The 18015-nt window shown below is 44.1% G+C and carries 22 protein-coding genes, 1 pseudogene and 1 riboswitch; all 23 genes and pseudogenes read left to right on the top strand.

Annotated elements, in window-relative coordinates; translation table 11 throughout:
- Positions 1–269, top strand: a pseudogene (locus tag VN447_RS11125) (IS4 family transposase); the annotation flags it as partial.
- Between the two features lie 584 nt (positions 270–853).
- Entirely contained in the window at positions 854–1180 is a 327-nt protein-coding gene (locus VN447_RS11120) for a hypothetical protein (protein ID WP_325525425.1), read from the top strand.
- Between the two features lie 380 nt (positions 1181–1560).
- Positions 1561–2079, top strand: coding sequence for a type II secretion system protein (locus VN447_RS11115; protein WP_325525424.1), 519 nt, complete (start codon positions 1561–1563; stop codon positions 2077–2079).
- On the top strand, positions 2057–2578 hold the full coding sequence (locus tag VN447_RS11110) for a prepilin-type N-terminal cleavage/methylation domain-containing protein (protein WP_325525423.1): 522 nt from the start codon (positions 2057–2059) through the stop codon (positions 2576–2578). The genes VN447_RS11115 and VN447_RS11110 overlap by 23 nt, the downstream gene beginning before the upstream one ends.
- An 18-nt stretch (positions 2579–2596) precedes the next feature.
- Positions 2597–3793 carry a hypothetical protein gene (locus VN447_RS11105; RefSeq protein ID WP_325525422.1) on the top strand — a complete coding sequence of 399 codons (1197 nt, stop codon included), beginning with the start codon at positions 2597–2599 and terminating at the stop codon, positions 3791–3793.
- Between the two features lie 296 nt (positions 3794–4089).
- A complete protein-coding gene (locus tag VN447_RS11100) occupies positions 4090–4593 on the top strand; it encodes a YqeG family HAD IIIA-type phosphatase (protein ID WP_325525421.1) in 504 nt (167 codons plus the stop codon).
- An 11-nt stretch (positions 4594–4604) separates the two neighbouring features.
- Entirely contained in the window at positions 4605–5384 is a 780-nt protein-coding gene (locus VN447_RS11095; protein ID WP_325525420.1) for a carbon-nitrogen family hydrolase, read from the top strand.
- Positions 5385–5479: 95 nt separating this feature from the next.
- The gene (locus tag VN447_RS11090) at positions 5480–6334 is read left to right on the top strand and encodes a shikimate dehydrogenase (protein ID WP_325525419.1); all 855 of its coding nucleotides are present in this window, start codon (positions 5480–5482) and stop codon (positions 6332–6334) included.
- A gap of 108 nt (positions 6335–6442) precedes the next feature.
- A riboswitch (cyclic di-GMP riboswitch) is annotated at positions 6443–6526 on the top strand.
- Positions 6527–6587: 61 nt separating this feature from the next.
- Entirely contained in the window at positions 6588–8267 is a 1680-nt protein-coding gene (gene gspE / locus VN447_RS11085) for a type II secretion system ATPase GspE (protein ID WP_325525418.1), read from the top strand.
- A 14-nt stretch (positions 8268–8281) separates the two neighbouring features.
- Positions 8282–9340, top strand: coding sequence for a type IV pilus twitching motility protein PilT (locus tag VN447_RS11080; RefSeq protein WP_325525417.1), 1059 nt, complete (start codon positions 8282–8284; stop codon positions 9338–9340).
- A gap of 36 nt (positions 9341–9376) precedes the next feature.
- Positions 9377–10600 (top strand): type II secretion system F family protein, encoded by a 1224-nt coding sequence (locus VN447_RS11075; RefSeq protein ID WP_325525416.1) that lies wholly within the window; start codon positions 9377–9379, stop codon positions 10598–10600.
- Positions 10601–10637: 37 nt separating this feature from the next.
- Positions 10638–11063, top strand: coding sequence for a type II secretion system protein (locus VN447_RS11070; protein ID WP_325525415.1), 426 nt, complete (start codon positions 10638–10640; stop codon positions 11061–11063).
- Between the two features lie 70 nt (positions 11064–11133).
- Positions 11134–11865 carry a prepilin peptidase gene (locus tag VN447_RS11065; protein ID WP_325525428.1) on the top strand — a complete coding sequence of 244 codons (732 nt, stop codon included), beginning with the start codon at positions 11134–11136 and terminating at the stop codon, positions 11863–11865.
- 4 nt (positions 11866–11869) lie between these two features.
- Positions 11870–12319, top strand: coding sequence for a type II secretion system protein (locus VN447_RS11060; RefSeq protein WP_325525414.1), 450 nt, complete (start codon positions 11870–11872; stop codon positions 12317–12319).
- Positions 12320–12335: 16 nt separating this feature from the next.
- The gene (locus tag VN447_RS11055; protein ID WP_325525413.1) at positions 12336–12752 is read left to right on the top strand and encodes a hypothetical protein; all 417 of its coding nucleotides are present in this window, start codon (positions 12336–12338) and stop codon (positions 12750–12752) included.
- A 2-nt stretch (positions 12753–12754) separates the two neighbouring features.
- Positions 12755–13288: a PilW family protein gene (locus tag VN447_RS11050; protein WP_325525412.1), complete on the top strand. Its 534-nt coding sequence runs from the start codon at positions 12755–12757 to the stop codon at positions 13286–13288.
- Between the two features lie 41 nt (positions 13289–13329).
- Complete coding sequence (locus VN447_RS11045) at positions 13330–13800, top strand: hypothetical protein (protein WP_325525411.1); 471 nt, start codon at positions 13330–13332, stop codon at positions 13798–13800.
- 37 nt (positions 13801–13837) lie between these two features.
- Positions 13838–14110, top strand: a complete 273-nt coding sequence (locus VN447_RS11040; protein ID WP_325525410.1) for a late competence development ComFB family protein — start codon at positions 13838–13840, stop codon at positions 14108–14110.
- Positions 14097–15203 (top strand): type IV pilus assembly protein PilM, encoded by a 1107-nt coding sequence (pilM, locus tag VN447_RS11035; RefSeq protein WP_325525409.1) that lies wholly within the window; start codon positions 14097–14099, stop codon positions 15201–15203. Before VN447_RS11040 ends, pilM begins: the two co-directional genes overlap by 14 nt.
- The gene (locus VN447_RS11030; RefSeq protein ID WP_325525408.1) at positions 15190–15720 is read left to right on the top strand and encodes a PilN domain-containing protein; all 531 of its coding nucleotides are present in this window, start codon (positions 15190–15192) and stop codon (positions 15718–15720) included. The genes pilM and VN447_RS11030 overlap by 14 nt, the downstream gene beginning before the upstream one ends.
- Positions 15721–15722: 2 nt before the next feature.
- Positions 15723–16316 (top strand): type 4a pilus biogenesis protein PilO, encoded by a 594-nt coding sequence (locus VN447_RS11025; RefSeq protein ID WP_325525407.1) that lies wholly within the window; start codon positions 15723–15725, stop codon positions 16314–16316.
- Positions 16317–16342: 26 nt separating this feature from the next.
- Positions 16343–17416 (top strand): chorismate synthase, encoded by a 1074-nt coding sequence (locus tag VN447_RS11020; protein WP_325525406.1) that lies wholly within the window; start codon positions 16343–16345, stop codon positions 17414–17416.
- Between the two features lie 39 nt (positions 17417–17455).
- Complete coding sequence (locus tag VN447_RS11015) at positions 17456–18010, top strand: hypothetical protein (RefSeq protein WP_325525405.1); 555 nt, start codon at positions 17456–17458, stop codon at positions 18008–18010.
- Positions 18011–18015: the final 5 nt, after the last annotated feature.

The following is an 18015-nucleotide window of genomic DNA, read 5'->3' as shown; positions in this document are numbered from 1 at the left end:
TCTTCGCACGGTATATCTTGTTAAGTTGGCAGCACCGCCAGCAGTCCGATGAACGCACTTTAGGCGGATTATTCTTGTCCATGTGTGATGAGCTTAGCAACTTAGAGTGGGCAGTTGCCTTGCAGCAATTGCTTGAGATATTGAATGATGTTTCAAAAAAGGTAAAGAAATCAGTCGTGAAGCTAATCAAAAGTCAACTACAGCACTGGTTTGCAGGACTACCCAGCTATATCAAGGCTTACCTGCCAAATTTGTGCTGCGAAAGTTGAGCAAATAAGGTATCTGCCTGCATAAAATTTTCAGGTGGATTTTATGTTCTAAACAAATTCTAAAATTTGGCGATTATTATATACATATGAGCTCAGAGCGGCTCCGCTCTGTTAATATAGAACGCTTTCCCTTAATATCCGTCTTCCTTCGGGTGGACGGTTTATTTTATTAGATTAATTTTGAGTAGAGCAAAGACGGTAGATTCTGATTAAGAGTAAACGTGTACATATAGTTGTTGTTTCCTAGACATTCCATCGACTGCGTGGCTTTTCTTCTATATAATAGTAATATTAAAACTATCGCTAGGAAGGAAAAACACCATGAAACCCACATGTCGCATGGTAAATATTTCGACAAACCTTCTTCGACTTTGCAAATCTGCCTTATATAGAAATAAGGAGATTGAAATTGCAGGGTGTGAAGTGACTCAGATTCGAATCAATAGATGAATCCCCACTTACGGACTTGTGACCGTGTTTCTTTTGCCTGCCAAGACGGCAAGTTTTTCTATTTATTACCACTTTATACATACAAACATTTGTTCTAAAATATAATTACGAACAAATGTTTGGAGATGATGAGTATGAACCTTCGCATTTCCGATGTCATAAAGGATTCAACCTGTATAACTGTTAATTTAGACAACACTGATCAAGATGATTATCAACATATTGATATTACGGCTATTTTTCTGCTGGCTATTGAATCAAATGTCCAGCTTGTAGTTTGCTCAGGTGAATCTACGCTGCAAGCAAAGGCCATTGCAAAGTTGGCCGCAAGTTTGCAAGCAAGTGGAATAAACGTGATTATTGATTCAAATTATGGTTATGATCAATTACTTGCTAAGTCTAGACGCAGTAAATATATTAAAGCGATGCTGACTAATACCAATCTCCTGAGGCCGGGGTGATGTCTCGGACCATTCTGCACGTAGACCTCATAACTTTTACGCCAGTGTAGAGTGTCTTTACCATCCCGAAATCCGCCCACATTCGTATCTGGATAAATTGCAGAAAAAGGTATGGAGCTGTTCGCCGTTAATTTCGATGGGTAATTTCTTTTAGAGAGTCCCGGCCTAGTGTCTGATCTAAGATGGTTGTCCACGGCGCTGGTTGGGGGATACCATCTTTTTGTAAGCATTAGAAAGGGAATATTTGAAGCTAATCGAATATAGATATTATGAGTTTTCATATTGTATAGCTCTTCTAGCGGCTATAACTATTGCTAATAGCGACTTGAAATTGTAAATTAGCATATTAGAAGAATCACATTAATACTTGGAGGAAGAGTATGATTCGGAAATACCGAAGGGGCATCGGTTGTATACTGAAAAACCAGCGTGGTTGGGCCTATATTGATGTGATAGTTGCCATAACTATATTATCTATCGCATTGACGGCCTTAGCAGGCACTTTAATTATGCTGACCAAGACCCGATCAGCGTCCGATCATAGGACTATGGCGATTAGAATTATCCAGTCTCAATTTAACGACCTTCAACGAAAAAATCACCCTAAGAATGACACTCGTTGGACTGAAATCAGTACGGAAGTTCAAAATATAATCGATTCAGCAAACGCTCCATCGGGACCAGGCAATGTAAGCCTTAATTTTCTAGTATCTGTTACGAGAATACCTGATGGCGATGACCCTTCTCAAATTCCTTCCCCCGGACTACAAGGTGTAAGGATGACTGTCTCATGGAATGGAAATAACGGACAGGAGCAAATCGCCATGTCTGACTACTTCTTTACGTCTGAGGCGAATTTCTCCGGAGGGCTAAATTATGTTTCGATTAAAGTTCAGTAAGTACTTAAATAGCCGTGGTATGACGCTAATTGAGTTAATTATCGCGATAGCCATTATGGGAATAGTCTTTGCAGGTATAGGGAACTTGTTTACAACATCTGTGATTGGATGGAAGAATAACTCTGATCGTTTAAACCACGTACAAGATCAAATTGATAGTAATAATTTACTAGAACGGATAAATAATATTGTTCGTTTCTCAAATACTTTGACATCTACTGATAAAGATAAAATAACGTTTACTGTAAATGACCCTAGCAAAACAGTGGCTACACCGGTGACGTGGACAATTTACACAGTTGCTGACCCTAATGATTCCTCAATGAAGCGAGTGGTGGTAGATCAGGTTCCTTCAAATGGCACACAGGATCTCCTAAATGTCCCCTTCTCTAAGGTGGAATTTTATTCGGTTGACACAAATAGCGTCCGTATTGTGGTACGTAGATCTACCAATGGGACCGACCAAAATATGATTGTAGCCTTTGGCGGATTTAAGTAATTTGAAGGTGGTTGTTTCATGATAACTAAACACTTGCGTGGACAAAATGGGTCTGCTACTATTTTTGCAGTTATGGCAATGGTAGTATTATTGGGAATGGCTGCGCTAAGTACATCTGCAAATAATATATTGTTTTTATCTACCGACCAAGTTAAACTTGCTCAAGCAAACTTTGCCGCTGAAACGGGTATAAGAGCTTCAACTCTCATACTTAATAACAGCATAAAGGGCTATACCGGGACAGATATTAATACCCGCTATACAATACCAACAGAACTAAATGATGGAAACAATTATTTAGTTGGGCTAAAGAAATCCGATGGTACCTCAAACACAGACGTATACTATAATGTTTCCGTAACTATGTCAGGAGCACCAACACCAGGCCAACCCCTAATATATACATTTAACGTACGTGGGCATGGAGAAAGCAATATTCAACGAACGCTTATTGCCCAATATAGGGTTGATATTCCTAATTCAGGAGGGAGTAACACGCCGCCACCACCTGATGTTACCCCTCTACCGTATGCAGTTTACAATCAAGGCAATAAACTTGTAATAGAACCAAATTTTAACATAAATAACGGAACTATTGTGACAAACGCAAAATCCAACCAAGTAGTCGACCATAATACTCGCATCGATCCCTTGTTTTATGAGAAGTACCTGGATTTACCACCAATACCTGTCTCGCTTAATTGGAAAGATTATGATAAATATAGTGAAAATAATCCGCCTACTCAATCAGGAGATTTCACTCTATCTGGAAACTATTATGACACTGGTTTTAGTACCAACCAAGATACAACCTATTATGCGAAAGACGGAAACCATGTAGTAATCTTTTCAAAAGGGCAAATCACCCTTGGTGGCAACATTACTACAGATAAGAAAACTAATTTTATAATTATTTCTGATCACGGGATAACCGTTAATGGGAACGCAATTCTGACTGGTAATTTCCAATTTTATGCAAAACAACCCATAATAATTAACGGGAAGATAAATGGGTATTCTCTCTTGATGAGTGAGCAAGATATTACACTTAATTCCGGTGCCCAAATAATAAAAGGTGTAGCAATAGCAGGTGGAGATTTTACGATGAATGATAACACCACGATTACCGGTTCAGTAACGGCAGGCAAAAAACTAACTCTAGGTGGAGGGACTCTAAATTACGACGCTAATGTCATTACAGACTGGGGTAAGTGATATTATGGCGTACGTCCGAGATTAGAGACACAGATGCCGAATAGCGAAGCCGTGGTCCCGCTATTCTCTGATTTGAAGTTATCCATGCCAAGGAAGATAAATAGAAATACCTGAGTAGGATTACTTAAAGTAGGTTGACTGGCACCGTTTTATGCGGTGTCTGTTTCTTTTTTTAGTTAACATCGATTGTAATGGTCGTTTTCGGTGGGAATTGCGAGCGTGGCAATCTCTTTCGTTTTTCCTTTTCTCATGCTATAATTTCTGTTAACTGTATATTACTGACTCGGGAGGAAAAATTGCTCAAATTGCTTGTGCCTTGTATGGCGGTAAACACTTTATATGACATTAATCTGGATATGCTCAAGCAGCGTGGTATTCGCGGGATAATTTTTGATCTTGACAATACCATCATTCCCTGGAACAGTCCAGATCTATGTCCTGATATGCAGTTTTGGCTTAGTCAGTTGAGCGGCGAGGGCTTTAAACTGTGTCTGGTATCAAATAATGGAAAAAAACGGGTTAGACAAATAGCTACTCAGTGCAGTGCGCCCTTTGTCGCCCGGGCATTAAAACCATCTCGGACAGGATTTCGACAAGCAGTACAAGTTATGGGACTAACTCCGGCTGAGGTGGCTGTAGTTGGCGATCAATTGTTCACTGATATTTTAGGTGGCAATCGCTTAGACCTATTTACCATCTGGGTCAAGCCGCTAGCGCCCCAAGAATTTATCGGTACAAAAATCACCCGTCAGTTGGAAAAACTAGCGATACGTCTGTTAAAGACCACAGGCCGGCTGTAGGAGGACTTGATGTGAAGATCGCAATGTTGCAAATGAACGTTGTTGCCGGCGATATTGCCGGCAATAAAGATAAAGGGCTTACTCTTATCAGTCAAGCTGCGGTTAACGCTGATGTGATTGTACTGCCAGAAATTTGGACAATTGGCTACGCACTTAAAAATGTAGCTCAGGCTGCTGAAACTATCGACGGGCCGTTCATTTGTCGCCTAACGGCTATTGCCCGGAACTCCGGCGTGAACATCGTCGCCGGTTCTATTCCACTCAGGATTAATGACCATATTTATAATAGTGCTCTAGTCATTGACAGACAGGGCACTATTGTTGCTAGTTATGAGAAGGTGCACTTGTTCAGCATGTATGGCGAAGAACGTTTCTTTGCTCCCGGCGCTAAACTTGGTTCGTTTTCCCTAGACGGTGTTAACGCTGGAATCAGCATTTGCTATGACTTGCGGTTCCCGGAGCTGTTCCGTTCGCTGGCCTTAAATGGCGCCCAAATTGTTTTTGTACCAGCAGAATGGCCTGCGGCGCGCGGCGGGCATTGGCGGACCCTGGTTCAGGCCAGAGCCATTGAGAACCACATGTACATCTGTGCCGTGAACTGTGTAGGCGAGCACAGAGGCAGCCCCTTCTACGGACATTCACTTCTTGTTGGACCTGAAGGCGAGATATTGGCCGAAGGCGGCGACCAAGAAGGTATTATTTTTGGCAAGATTAACCTGGAAAAGGTGACAGAGTCCCGCCTGGCGATGCCAACTTTTACCGACCGGAGACCGGATATCTATGTGAGATAAGATTGCTATCTTACTAGCCTTTCATCATTGCCAACAGCAGTGAAACAATCTCGTTTTTTCTCCGTATCCCAACTTACCAGAAAGGAGTTTCTAGGATGAATATAACAGCAAAAACACAGAAGGTCGGCCTATTAGGCTGGCCGCTCAGCCATTCGCTGTCGCCGGCTATGCATAACACTGCTTTTGCCGCCTGTGGTCTTGATTTTGTGTACCTGCCGCTGCCCGCGCCGCCGGAGTCCCTGGCAACAGCTGTCGGCGGGCTAAAAGCATTGGGGTTTGTAGGTGTAAACGTCACTATTCCACACAAAGTAACTATCATGGACTATTTGGACGAAATCGATGTCAGCGCCAAGCTGGTTGGCGCTGTTAATACCATAGTCATAAAAGAGAACCACATGATTGGGTATAACACCGATGCCAGCGGTTATATCAGCTCTTTGCGGCAGGCTGGTTTCGATGCAGCGGGTAAACATGCTGTCATTTTGGGTGCCGGTGGCGCGGCGCGCGCTGTAATTGCCGGTTTCATCGAGAGTAACATTGCCACAGTAACCATCGGAGCGCGTGACAATATTAAGGCTGCTAGTGTAGCCGAATTGTTTCTTGGGCATGCATCCGTCACTGGGGCCACCTGGGACAGCCCCGAATTTGCCCTAGCTCTGTCGCTTGCCGACATTGTAGTTAATACGACGCCACTAGGTATGTACCCTAATGCAACCTGCCAGCCTCCGCTTGATTGGGAACTCTTAAAGCCGTCTGCTGTTATTTCTGACTTAGTCTATAATCCATTAGAAACGCAATTTATGGCTGAAGCCTTACGCCGGGGACATATTGCTGTTGGCGGGGATGGCATGCTTGTTGAGCAAGGGGCCCTTGCCTACCATTTCTGGACAGGTTGCAATGCACCCCGAGAGATTATGCGGAAGGCCCTCATCAATGGCTTAAGCAGATAAATTAATACAAATTTAATAAGTTTATAATGTCGATCAAGAAGGAATTAAATAGCTTCCATGCGAATATAATCTATGACTGTAATTAACACAAAAAAAGAATGCGAATTCGTAATGTGGGAAGCAATGAAGCCTGGCACTTTATTTGGGCACTTAGCCCAGGCGGAGCAAGTAGTGCAACCGACCATATGCAAAATATCTTATTTTTGCTATGCCGGTTGCTTTTTTTATATCTATTTGGATGAGGGCAAAGGACATGTTAAACAACCGTAAACGACGACTGGGGGACTTGCTCATTGAAGCAGGCATTCTCAGTCAGGAACAACTGGAAAAGGCATTAAGCGTCCAAAAAAAGACAGGTGAACGATTGGGAAAGGTACTTATCAATTTAGGCTATATCACTGAAGTCAGCATGATTGAAGCTTTAGAGTTTCAGCTTGGTGTACCTCGGGTTGATATGGCTAAAATGAATGTAGCCCATGAAATTGCCGCAACGATACCTGTATCATTGGCAGAACGCTATCAGGTAATTCCCATAAAAAAAGATGGGCGTAAATTGACGTTGGCCATGGTTGATCCTACGAATTTCTACGCCTTAGATGATGTGAGGATGGCGTCAGGTTGTGAAGTCGAACCGGTAATTGCCGCCGAACGCGAGATTATGCGTGCCATTAACCAGTCTTATGGTGTGCAGGATTTGGTAGAAAAGGCTGTTAACAAACTTAAAGCTGATGATGCCAGCAGTATTGCTGAAATCCAAATGACTGACGATGCACCGGTAGTCAGCATTGTCAATTCCATTATCAGTCAAGCTATCAAAGAACGAGCCAGCGATATCCATATTGAACCGCAGGACAAGTCGCTTCGAGTCCGGTTTAGAGTAGACGGTGTACTACGTGAAGTGGTGACATTTCCGCGTCATACCCATGCGGCCATTATTTCCAGGATAAAAATTATGAGTGAAATGGACATCGCCGAAAAAAGACTACCGCAGGATGGCCGCATAAAAGTGCAGGAATTTGGCCGGGATATTGACCTACGGGTGTCGACACTGCCGACAATCACCGGTGAAAAAGTGGTTCTGCGGATACTTGATAAGAAAGCAGTTATTTTAGATATTAAAGGCCTGGGCTTTGTTCCTGAGAATCTAAAGTTATATCGCAGGCTATATTTCCAATCCTACGGTATGATCCTTGTTACCGGGCCCACCGGCTCAGGTAAAACAACAACGCTGTATTCGACACTAACAGAAGTCAGCACGCCCAATAAAAATGTTATCACTGTTGAAGATCCGGTGGAATACCGGTTAGACGGTATAAACCAGGTTCAGGTAAATCACAAAGCTGGTTTAACGTTTGCCAATGGTCTGCGGTCAATACTGCGTCAAGACCCTAATGTGGTCATGGTAGGTGAGATCAGGGATACTGAGACTGCCGATATAGCCATTAGGGCAGCACTTACCGGTCACATGGTGTTTAGTACGCTACATACCAACGACGCACCTGGTGCCATTACCCGGTTGATTGATATGGGGATTGAGCCCTTTTTGGTTGCTTCCTCTGTACTCGGAATTGTTGCCCAACGTTTGGTACGAGTTATATGCCCTGACTGCAAACAAAAATATGAGCCTGAGGCTGAAGCGCCCGAGCGGCAGTTCTTGGGAATGAGCTCTGAGGATGAGATTACTCTGTACCGGGGGGCTGGCTGCCCACGCTGCGGTCATACCGGCTATCTTGGACGGATGGCAATACACGAAGTGATGGCTGTCAGCTCAGCTGTACGCGAGGCAATTAATCAGAGAGTATCAAGCGATGTACTTGCAAACATTGCTATGAGTGAAGGCATGAAAACAATGCGTCAGGACGGTATTGCCAAAGCACTTAGCGGGCTGACAACAGTGGCCGAAGTCATGCGGGTTGCCTACGCCGGAACATAATAGGGGGCACATATATGCTTAATATAGACAGTCTGTTAAAAGAAGCGGTATTGGCACAAGCCTCAGACATTCATCTTACAGTAGGGGTTTCCCCGATTTTTAGGCTGCAAGGCAGTTTGACAACCACTCAATACCCACGGCTTGAGTACAAGGACACAGAAGCAATCCTTACTGCCATCATAAACCCGGAGCAGAGGGAAAAGTTTGAGCTGCTTGGCGAAATTGATTTTTCCTACGCTATAACTGGCCTGAGCCGTTTCCGGGTGAACGCTTTCCGGCAGCGCGGCTCAATCGCTATTGCTATCCGGGTAGTAACTGAACAGGTGCCAACCCTGGAACAACTGGGCCATCCCGAAGTGTTAAAAACCTTGGCGCGCAAGCCGCGTGGACTGGTACTTGTCACCGGGCCGACAGGCAGTGGCAAATCTACGACACTGGCCGCTATGCTTGATTTAATTAACACCGAGCGGGCCTGTCACATTATTACCCTGGAAGATCCAATTGAATATCTGCACAAGCATAAAACAAGTATTGTCAATCAACGAGAAATTAACGCCGATACCAAGTCTTTTGGCAATGCGTTGCGGGCAGCACTACGGGAAGATCCTGATGTTATTCTGGTGGGTGAGATGCGCGATGTGGAAACCATTAGCATTGCCATAACTGCTGCTGAAACCGGACATCTGGTATTTGCCACGTTACATACCGGTGATGCCGCGCAGACAATTGACCGGATTATTGACGTCTTCCCACCTTATCAGCAGCAACAAATCAGAATTCAGTTATCGCTTACTCTGCAGGGAATTGTGGCCCAGCAACTGCTGCCGCGTCGTGATGATGCTGGCAGGGTAGCCGCAGTGGAAGTCTTAATGGCCACTCCGGCTGTGCGCAACCTAATCCGCGAGGGTAAAACCCATCAGCTTGTATCGGTCATCCAGACAGGAGCTAAGACCGGAATGCAGGCCATGGATATGTCGCTGCGTGATTTGTACAGACGTGGTATTGTGACATATGATGAAGCGCTGGCTAGGGCGATGGACCAGGAAACCTTTGTCCGCTTGGCCAATGGCTAACTGTTATTTACTTGATATATAGAGGTGTGTCAATAGGTGGCAAAAACATACATATATAAGGCCAGGGATCGCAATGGTCAACTGCTGTCAGGCAACATTATGGCCGAGAGCGAAGCCGCAGTCGCCGCCTATATTCGCGATAAAGGCTATTTTGTTACTCAGATTAAAGTACAAAAATCTGGCTCCTTTACCCGTGCACTGTTAAATAGTCTGCAGCGGGTAAGTATCAAAGATTTGGCTGTGTTCTGCCGGCAGTTTTCCACAATGGTCGATGCAGGGCTGTCGCTGGTAGCCTGCCTAAGTATCTTAATTGATCAGACGTACAATCCCAAACTCAAAACAGCCCTTCAAGTCATCTATAAGAAGGTGCAAGAAGGTGAAACCTTGTCAAAGGCAATGACCGAGCACTCCAATATTTTCCCTGATATCATGATCAATATGGTGGAAGCCGGGGAAGTGGGTGGTGTGCTTGACGAGGTGCTCAGCAGGCTGGCAACTCACTTCGAAAAAGAGCATAAGCTTAATGAGCGGGTTAAGTCGGCTATGGTTTATCCTGCCGTTGTTATTGGCATGGCAATATTGGCGGTCATCTTTATTCTAACGTTTGTTCTGCCGACCTTTATGAAGATGTTTGAGAGCATGAAGGTCGAACTGCCGTTGCCCACCCGTATTCTCCTGGAACTAAGCGGTTTTCTCACTAACTACGGCGTATGGTTGGCAGCTATTCTGGTGTTGGCTGGCTATGGACTGGTATTGTTAGCGCGTCGGCCTAAATATCGGATAGTTATGGATCAGTTGATGTTTGTTTTACCAGTGTTTGGCCTGTTGTGGCGCAAGGTGGCTATCGCCCGTTTTAGCCGCACGCTGTCAACGTTGGTGCGGGGCGGCGTGCCCATTATTACCGCCATTGAAGTAGTGAAAAAGACCTCAGGCAATCTCAGTATGGCAAGAGCCTTGACTACAGCTCAGAACAGTATTCGTGAAGGGCTTGGTTTGGCCACACCGCTGGGCGCCAGCAACGTTTTTACCCCTATGGTAGTGCAAATGGTGGCCATTGGTGAGGAAACAGGGGAACTAGATAAAATGCTGGAGAAGATCGCTGATTTTTATGATAGTGATGTTGATGATATGGTTAGTAGGCTGAGTAGTATGATGGAGCCTATTTTAATTGGGGTACTTGGAGTCATTATTGGGTTTATTGTTATATCAGTTATGCTGCCTATGTTTGATGTAATGTCTAATTTTGGTGCATCGATATGACATCAAAACTGAAATTAATTGGAAGGAGGTGAAAGATATGATTATGAAAATAAGAAACAGCATGAAAAACCAAAAGGGCTTTACTCTAGTCGAGCTAATGGTAGTTATTGCTATTATCGGCATATTAGCTGCAATTGCGGTTCCGAAACTTTCTAATTCTACGAGTTCCGCAAAAGATGCTAAACTTAAAGCAGATATGCGTACAGTCGATACTGCTTTGTCTCAATTTTACGCAGCAAAAGGTTCCTACCCTACGAACTTAGTCGGTGCTCAAAAGGACGATGGATCTGGTTTGGTAAAGACCTATATAGCAGCATGGCCGAAGGACGCGCAAGGTGTGGACATAGCATACACCTATACTGCTGCAAATGGTGGTACTCCAGCAAGCTACGTACTAAGTGGAGCTGACTCTAGTAATACTACCCGTAATTCACCCGGTAGCAGTACGTACACAGCATGGTAATCTTTTTTTATCCAAGGCGGGTGAACCGCCTTGGATAAGTTTAAGTGGGGAGAATTTGTTGATTATTGGAATGTTATGGATGGGATTAATAGTAGGGAGTTTCCTTAACGTGTGCATCTATAGGTTGCCACAAAATAAGTCGATAATTCGACCACCGTCGCATTGTATACAATGTAATATGCGTCTCCACCTTTGTGATTTAGTGCCTGTAATTAGCTATCTATTTCTTCGAGGCAAATGCCGCTATTGTGGTACTTCAGTTCCCCCACGATATGTCGTGGTTGAAATCATCACCGGAGTCTTGTTCCTATGGTGCTTCCAAGTTGTTGGCCTAGGTCCGGAGCTTATTAAGGTACTTACTTTTACTTCGTTCCTCATAGTAATTACTTTTATTGATTATGACCATCAGCTTATTCTGGATAAAGTCCTTATTTGGTTTTTTGTAGCTGGTGTTGGTATAAATCTATATATTGGCTATCCAACAATATCAGACATGCTTACAGCCAGCCTCACTGGCGGTGGCTTACTACTCATTATTGCCGTGATTACCCGCGGCGGCATGGGTGGCGGCGACATCAAGTTTGTAGCCGCTTTAGGTCTATGGTTGGGACTTAAGCTAACACTACTCACTTTGTTTTTATCTTTTATCATAGGTGGTATCGGTGGCGCTTTACTGCTTCTTCTAAAGTTAAAAAGCCGCAAGGACTTCATTCCTTTTGGCCCATTTATCGCTCTGGGTGCTTTTGTTAGTATGATGTATGGTTATGATCTGATTCGCTGGTACTTCTATATTTCCAGGTGAGGCTATGCAGAGAGGATTTACATTAATAGAAGTTCTTGTTGTGATTGCCATTATCGGTATATTGTCAGCTTTGGCTGTTCCCACACTTGGCTCTACGATAGCTCAACATGAACTAGAGGCAACCGCCAGAAACCTTGTTGCAGATATTCGTAGTCTACAGCAAACGGCAATCAATGCTGGTACAAGCCATGTCTATAAAATTCGCTTTATTAATGATGGTACTCCCCACTATAATTTTACTGATGGACCTAATACCATTCGAATGGTGTATCTTCCCGATACCGTTGAATTGATGGGATACCCTCCTGATATCCAGTTCCGAGTAAATGGGGGTGTACAGTCGGGCGAGTACACTATAGAGTTAAAGAGCAAGGTCACATCCCAATCTTTGTATGTTATTCTGTCACCAACAGGACGTGTGCGGTTAACAAATAATTCTAACACACCTTATTAGTAGGATGGCGAAGTAAATGGCTGGTATAAGAAGCCAACAGGGCTATATCCTTGTAGAGGTAATTCTCGCTACAGTCATTGTGTCTGTAGCTCTTGTTGCTTTCGCCGCTATGTTTATTTCCGCTACCCATGCAACTGTCAGTGGGGCCGAGTATACTGTTCTTACAAACTTGGCACAGGAACAGATCGAAAGTATGAAGGTAAAAGACTGGTCTACTGAGAATTTACCTTATACATATGATCCGCCGACACTAATCTTAAATGATATTCATTATACTCGTCATATTGTAGCTATAGATAGTGGTCGGGACCCCGATCCAACTAAACAGAGAATTATCCAGGTGACGGTTAAGGCAGCCCGCACTGATGCACAAGCCGCTGTTACTTTGGTAACATATGTAATCCGGGAAATGCCGCAATCTGGTTCACCATAGTGATGAATATGGTGATAAAGCAGGATCTTATAAAGAATATTAAAGGGCAGTCCGGGTTTACACTGATAGAACTCATGATAGGGCTGGGTTTGACAGTCCTGTTGATGTCTGCTATTTTTGGACTTTTATTTACTAGTCTTCGTTCCTGGCAACAGGGTAAGAGCCACGTGGAAATTCATCAGACTGTCCGGATTGCCGTAGATACCATCGCACGTCAGGTTCGATATGCCTACACTGTGAGTAGTCCTGACGGCAAAACGCTAAGAATAAAATCAGCAGCTGGCATAATTGTTTTTGGAGTTGATCCCGAGACTAAGGCACTCTGCATTACGCAAGGGAGCGGGTCGCCGCAACCTTTTGCAGGTAATGGCGTGAATGATCAAGAGGGCTCAATTATCATCATTGATAATCCGGACGGAACGCCGATGTTTACTGCTCAAGGAAGGTTGGCGACCATTAAGATAACGGCGAAAGACAAAACAACAGGAGCAACGTTTACGTGTCAGTCGGCAATGGCGGTATTAAATCATGAATGAAGTAAGACCACGTTACTAGACCTGAAGGGGTGTAGGTGGAGATGCTCGATTTCCGGAAGTGGATAAGTAGCGAGACTGGGGCTGCGTCATTTTTCGCTATTATTGCCATGGCTATATTAGGAAACATCGGCGGGGCTTTTCTATATCTAAGCTCGGCTGAAGTTACTATGGCTGCCAATTTTCGTGACGGGGTCGCGGCACAATGTCTGGCTGAAGCAGGAGTCCGAAGGGGGCTTGTCGAACTTTCTCATAACGCCAATTGGGGGAAAAGCTCTGTTAAAGCTTCGCTTGGTGATGGCAGCTATTCTGTAGTGGTTATTAATGATTCTGCCGGTAAACGTATTGAGTCGACAGGTATGGTAAATAAAGCTATCCGAAAAGTAGTTTTCCATCTTGATAGTGGAGTTTATAATTATGCTTCCATGGTTGGGCGACATAACTATGAGGCTACCATTCTAAAATGGTTGTCGGTAAATGTGAGCAGTGCTGAAAGGTTCAAATGGGATACCTAGCTTGAACAGTGAATCTTACACATAAAGGGGATAATTTATGCAACTTAAAAACTTTATGGAAGACTTAGTATGGCAACGGCTTGATGAGGTACTTGCCGGTCACAGAAACGTCTGCAAGTGTGAAAAGTGTCGCTACGACGTAGTTGCACTGGCCTTGAATTTTTTACCACCTCGCTATGTCGTGACAAGCCAAGGGGAAACCTTTACTAGAGTTAAATCGCTAGAACAGCAGTTTAACGTCGATATTCTTACCGCTATTAGTCATGCTGTGCAAATCGTATCTAGTCGACCTCATCATGAACCTAAATAGATTTGACATTGTAAAGAACCGGCTACTGGAATGGCTAATAAGACGGCCTTCAAACGTTGTTGGAATTGATATTGGCACAGGGCATGTTAAAGCGGCAGAAGTGTTGTTGAATAACGGACAGCCAGTACTTAAGGCTGTAGGTCTAATTGATTTACCAGAAAACGTTATGCAAGATGGGTATGTAGCGAATGCTGAGGCCCTTGCCGATATTATTAGAAGGTTGTTGTCTACGAGCGGGATTTCGTCAAGGGAAGTAGTTGTGGCTGTATCTGGTAGGTCAGTGTTTGTCCGGGAAGTAATGCTTCCCGCTATGAGTAAGGAAGAACTTAAAGAGGCTATCAAATGGGACTTGGAAAAATACGTTCCCTATGAGCCAGACAGCTATTATTATGATTTTGCCGTAATAGGGCAGGGAAAAAGTGAGTTGGAGATAAGGGTGCTGCTGGTGGCAGCACCACATGATCTTGTAAATACATTAATCGCTGTGTTAAAAGAGGCTAACTGTAAGCCTCTTGCAATTGATATCGAACCACTCGCCCTGTACCGGACATTGGCTGACGCAAAAAACGCCATAGTTATTGATATAGGCAATGATGCTTCTCAGGTTATCGTCTTCCAAGGCTCAAGTCCGTCTGTTACTCGCTTTATTCCTGTCGGTGGTCTCCGGTTCACCGAGGTAATTATGCAAACTCTCGAACTCGACTATATGGAAGCTGAACGTTTGAAACAACGTCAGGCTGGGTTGCTGAAGCGTCCCGATTTTGAGGGTGAACTGCCAATATTACATCAGCGGCTGGAATTACTTGTTGCCGAACTTGCGCGTGAGGTGCGGCGTACTTTCGAATATTACCAGGTGCAAAACCGAGAAGCGGTTATTGATAGAATATATCTCACTGGCGGTGGTGCTAAGCTTGATAATTTGCCGCAACATTTGACGGCTCTGCTTGGTGATGTTCAGGTCCTGCAGCATAATCCACTCAATAGCCTAACCGCTATTTCTTCATTCGATGAGCAGTATTTACGTAGTATATCGACACAGATGGCTGTTGCTATTGGTCTTGCCATGCGTGGAGGCAATTATGATAACAATTAATTTACTCCCGCCGTCCGAAAGGCGCTCTGAATGGCCATTTAAGAAGATTGTATTACTGTTCATTATCGTATTCATCATGCTGTTTTCTAGTATGTTTGCTTACAATACTTACATAATATGGTCTTTAGAACAGCAAATTGAGAGCGCACGCCAACAATATGTGTTGTTACGGCCAACGCAAGATAAGATGCAACTTGCCAATACTAAACAAAACATCTTAGATGAGAAAAAAAATACATTGATTAAATTAACAACTGACAGGAAATCATGGAATGCCATTCTTTCTCATTTTGGAGTTATAACACCGCCGCAAGTCTGGCTTTCAGAATTGGGTGCCGGTGACAAAAATATTATATTAATTAAAGGTAACGCGATGACATACCCGGATTTGGCTAATTTTATAACACAATTAGAGCAGGATGCTTTGTTAGTTGAGCCTGTGCTAATAAAGGCAGAACAGGATGCCAAGTATTCTTACACGAAATTTGAAATGACTGTTAAACTTAAGGGGATATAGTTGTGACAGGGTGGCTAGCTAAATTAGGTCTTAAGCAAAAAGCAATCATATTGGGTGTTGGATTAGTCGCAGCAGCTATTCTAATCTATTTTTGGATAATAGCGCCTCAGCGACAGCATATCAACACACTTTTAGCGCAATACCAAACAGAACGCCAGCGTATACAAACTATTGAAGTATATGCCCAGAAACATCCTGACCCAGGGCAGCATGTACGGGAAGTAGACTTAAAAGTTGCACAGGTAGAAGCCAAGCTTCCTAATCAGCCGGAAATAGGTGAGTTTTTAAAAGAAGTTGAGCAAGCAGCTAAAATTAGTGGCGTACGTCTGTCCGAAATTAAACCTTCGGCCCCTGTAAACAAAAACGGATATCGAGAAATTCCTGTCGAGATTCAAATACGAGGCTCCTTTAACAGTCTGCTCGAATTTATGAATAAGATTGAGAATAGCCAGCGATTTAATTCGACTAGTAATGCTAATATTCAGGTAAGGCAGGGAATGCTAGAGGTTAGACTTACGTTAGCTATCTACAGCTACGGTGTTTCTCCTGAGGCTGCACAGCAGCAGACAGCTAAGTCTCCGCCAGTAAAAAAGTAAGTTCTCTTACGAACAGAGGTGTTTAAATGTTTAGATTTCTAACAGCCGGTGAGTCGCATGGACCAGCGCTCACAGCGATCATTGAAGGTCTTCCCGCTGGGTTAGAGCTGGATTTAGATGAGATTAATGCCGATCTGGCTCGACGCCAGCAGGGGTTTGGCCGGGGCGGGAGAATGAAAATTGAAAAAGATAAAGCCGATATAGCCTCTGGTGTGCGGTTTGGTATTACCTTAGGAAGTCCCCTAACAATAGTCATTACTAACCGTGATTGGGAAAATTGGCAAGAGAGAATGTCTGTATTTGGCCAACCCTACGGTGACAAGGTAACTGCTCCACGCCCAGGACATGCTGACTTGCCCGGTATCTTAAAATATCAGCGGCAAGATATTCGGGATATACTTGAAAGGGCTAGTGCCCGGGAAACAGCAACCCGTGTAGCAGTTGGCAGTATTGCTAAGCAACTGCTAGCTGTGGCGGGAATAACAATTACTTCTAGAGTCTTGAACATAGGTGGCGCTCAGACAGAAGAAGCGATGATAAACGCTATTGCCAATGCCAAGACAGCAGGTGATTCGCTTGGGGGTATCTTTGAAGTAATTGCTGCTGGCATTATGCCAGGTTTGGGTAGCCATGTACAGTGGGACAGACGTCTGGACACACGCTTGGCTGCTGCGGTTATGTCAATTCAAGCGATTAAAGGTGTGGAATTTGGCGCCGGATTTGCCTATGCTAATTTGCCTGGCAGTCAAGTCCATGATGAAATATATCATGATTGCGATCAGGGCTATTATCGGCGTACAAACAATGCTGGTGGTATTGAAGGTGGTATCAGTAATGGCGAGAATATTGTCCTCAGGGCTGTCATGAAGGCAATCCCAACCTTGATGAAGCCGCTTAATACTGTGAATATTGTCGATAAAACACCGGAAAAGGCTAACACTGAACGAAGTGATGTAAGTGCTGTTCCGGCTGCCGCTGTAGTTGCCGAAGCCATGGCAGCAATTGTCTTAGCCCAGGCACTGTTAGAAAAGTTCGGCGGCGATAGTATCGAAGATTTAAAAGCAACTATAGGTAATTATCAAACCCGAATTAATAAATAACTACGTTAGATGAAGTTTGGCATGAGAGGAGTTGAAATTGTGGAGAAACTTACTCGCAAACAGCGCAAACAGCTTGAATACCTCAAGCTGCGTAAACAGCGCAGCACGTGGATCATGATTGTCTGTTGCTGTATAATGGCGACGACTGTATACTTTGGTTGGACTCCTGGGCTGGCTGCCTTCTCAAGCAGTCTCCCGGAAAATTCTCAACAAGGTATTTCAACTGCTCCGCAAGCAGCGACTCAGCCGGTAATGCCCCAAGGTTATTCCGCAAATAGCGTGGTGCGTGATCCGTTTGCTGTTCCCAAAGAATTTCAGCCTGTAGCGGTGCCGGTTACACCACAGCCGCAAACCAATTTCACGGGTGAGCAGAGTACTGTTTCACCGCCTCCCAAAGCGCCGGAAATTCCTCTGGTACTTGTTGGCGTAGTAGGCGGCGGCGGGCAAAATGTTGCCATAATTAAAAACGCCGGTGTTAGCCGGTCATATCAGATTAAAGACTATATTGGTCCATATCAGCTTTTATCAGTTGGGGAAAGCTCTGCTATTCTATGGGGCCCACAAGGTAGAAAAGTTTTGACTTTAGAAAGGTGAAAAAT

The organism is Sporomusa sp. (assembly GCF_035561155.1).
Classification (GTDB): Bacteria; Bacillota; Negativicutes; order Sporomusales; family Sporomusaceae; genus Sporomusa.
The sequence above is the reverse complement of the archived record's forward strand: the minus strand, read 5'-3'. Positions and strand labels throughout refer to the sequence as shown.

What these genes read in the sequence shown, in the direction of transcription:
- VN447_RS11120 (WP_325525425.1), top strand. Translation starts at nt 854, where the DNA reads ATGAACCTTCGCATTTCCGATGTCATAAAGGATTCAACCTGTATAACT.
- VN447_RS11115 (WP_325525424.1), top strand. Translation starts at nt 1,561, where the DNA reads ATGATTCGGAAATACCGAAGGGGCATCGGTTGTATACTGAAAAACCAG.
- VN447_RS11110 (WP_325525423.1), top strand. Translation starts at nt 2,057, where the DNA reads ATGTTTCGATTAAAGTTCAGTAAGTACTTAAATAGCCGTGGTATGACG.
- VN447_RS11105 (WP_325525422.1), top strand. Translation starts at nt 2,597, where the DNA reads ATGATAACTAAACACTTGCGTGGACAAAATGGGTCTGCTACTATTTTT.
- VN447_RS11090 (WP_325525419.1), top strand. Translation starts at nt 5,480, where the DNA reads ATGAATATAACAGCAAAAACACAGAAGGTCGGCCTATTAGGCTGGCCG.
- gspE (WP_325525418.1), top strand. Translation starts at nt 6,588, where the DNA reads ATGTTAAACAACCGTAAACGACGACTGGGGGACTTGCTCATTGAAGCA.
- VN447_RS11080 (WP_325525417.1), top strand. Translation starts at nt 8,282, where the DNA reads ATGCTTAATATAGACAGTCTGTTAAAAGAAGCGGTATTGGCACAAGCC.
- VN447_RS11070 (WP_325525415.1), top strand. Translation starts at nt 10,638, where the DNA reads ATGATTATGAAAATAAGAAACAGCATGAAAAACCAAAAGGGCTTTACT.
- VN447_RS11065 (WP_325525428.1), top strand. Translation starts at nt 11,134, where the DNA reads ATGTTATGGATGGGATTAATAGTAGGGAGTTTCCTTAACGTGTGCATC.
- VN447_RS11060 (WP_325525414.1), top strand. Translation starts at nt 11,870, where the DNA reads ATGCAGAGAGGATTTACATTAATAGAAGTTCTTGTTGTGATTGCCATT.
- VN447_RS11055 (WP_325525413.1), top strand. Translation starts at nt 12,336, where the DNA reads ATGGCTGGTATAAGAAGCCAACAGGGCTATATCCTTGTAGAGGTAATT.
- VN447_RS11050 (WP_325525412.1), top strand. Translation starts at nt 12,755, where the DNA reads ATGAATATGGTGATAAAGCAGGATCTTATAAAGAATATTAAAGGGCAG.
- VN447_RS11045 (WP_325525411.1), top strand. Translation starts at nt 13,330, where the DNA reads ATGCTCGATTTCCGGAAGTGGATAAGTAGCGAGACTGGGGCTGCGTCA.
- VN447_RS11040 (WP_325525410.1), top strand. Translation starts at nt 13,838, where the DNA reads ATGCAACTTAAAAACTTTATGGAAGACTTAGTATGGCAACGGCTTGAT.
- pilM (WP_325525409.1), top strand. Translation starts at nt 14,097, where the DNA reads ATGAACCTAAATAGATTTGACATTGTAAAGAACCGGCTACTGGAATGG.
- VN447_RS11030 (WP_325525408.1), top strand. Translation starts at nt 15,190, where the DNA reads ATGATAACAATTAATTTACTCCCGCCGTCCGAAAGGCGCTCTGAATGG.
- VN447_RS11020 (WP_325525406.1), top strand. Translation starts at nt 16,343, where the DNA reads ATGTTTAGATTTCTAACAGCCGGTGAGTCGCATGGACCAGCGCTCACA.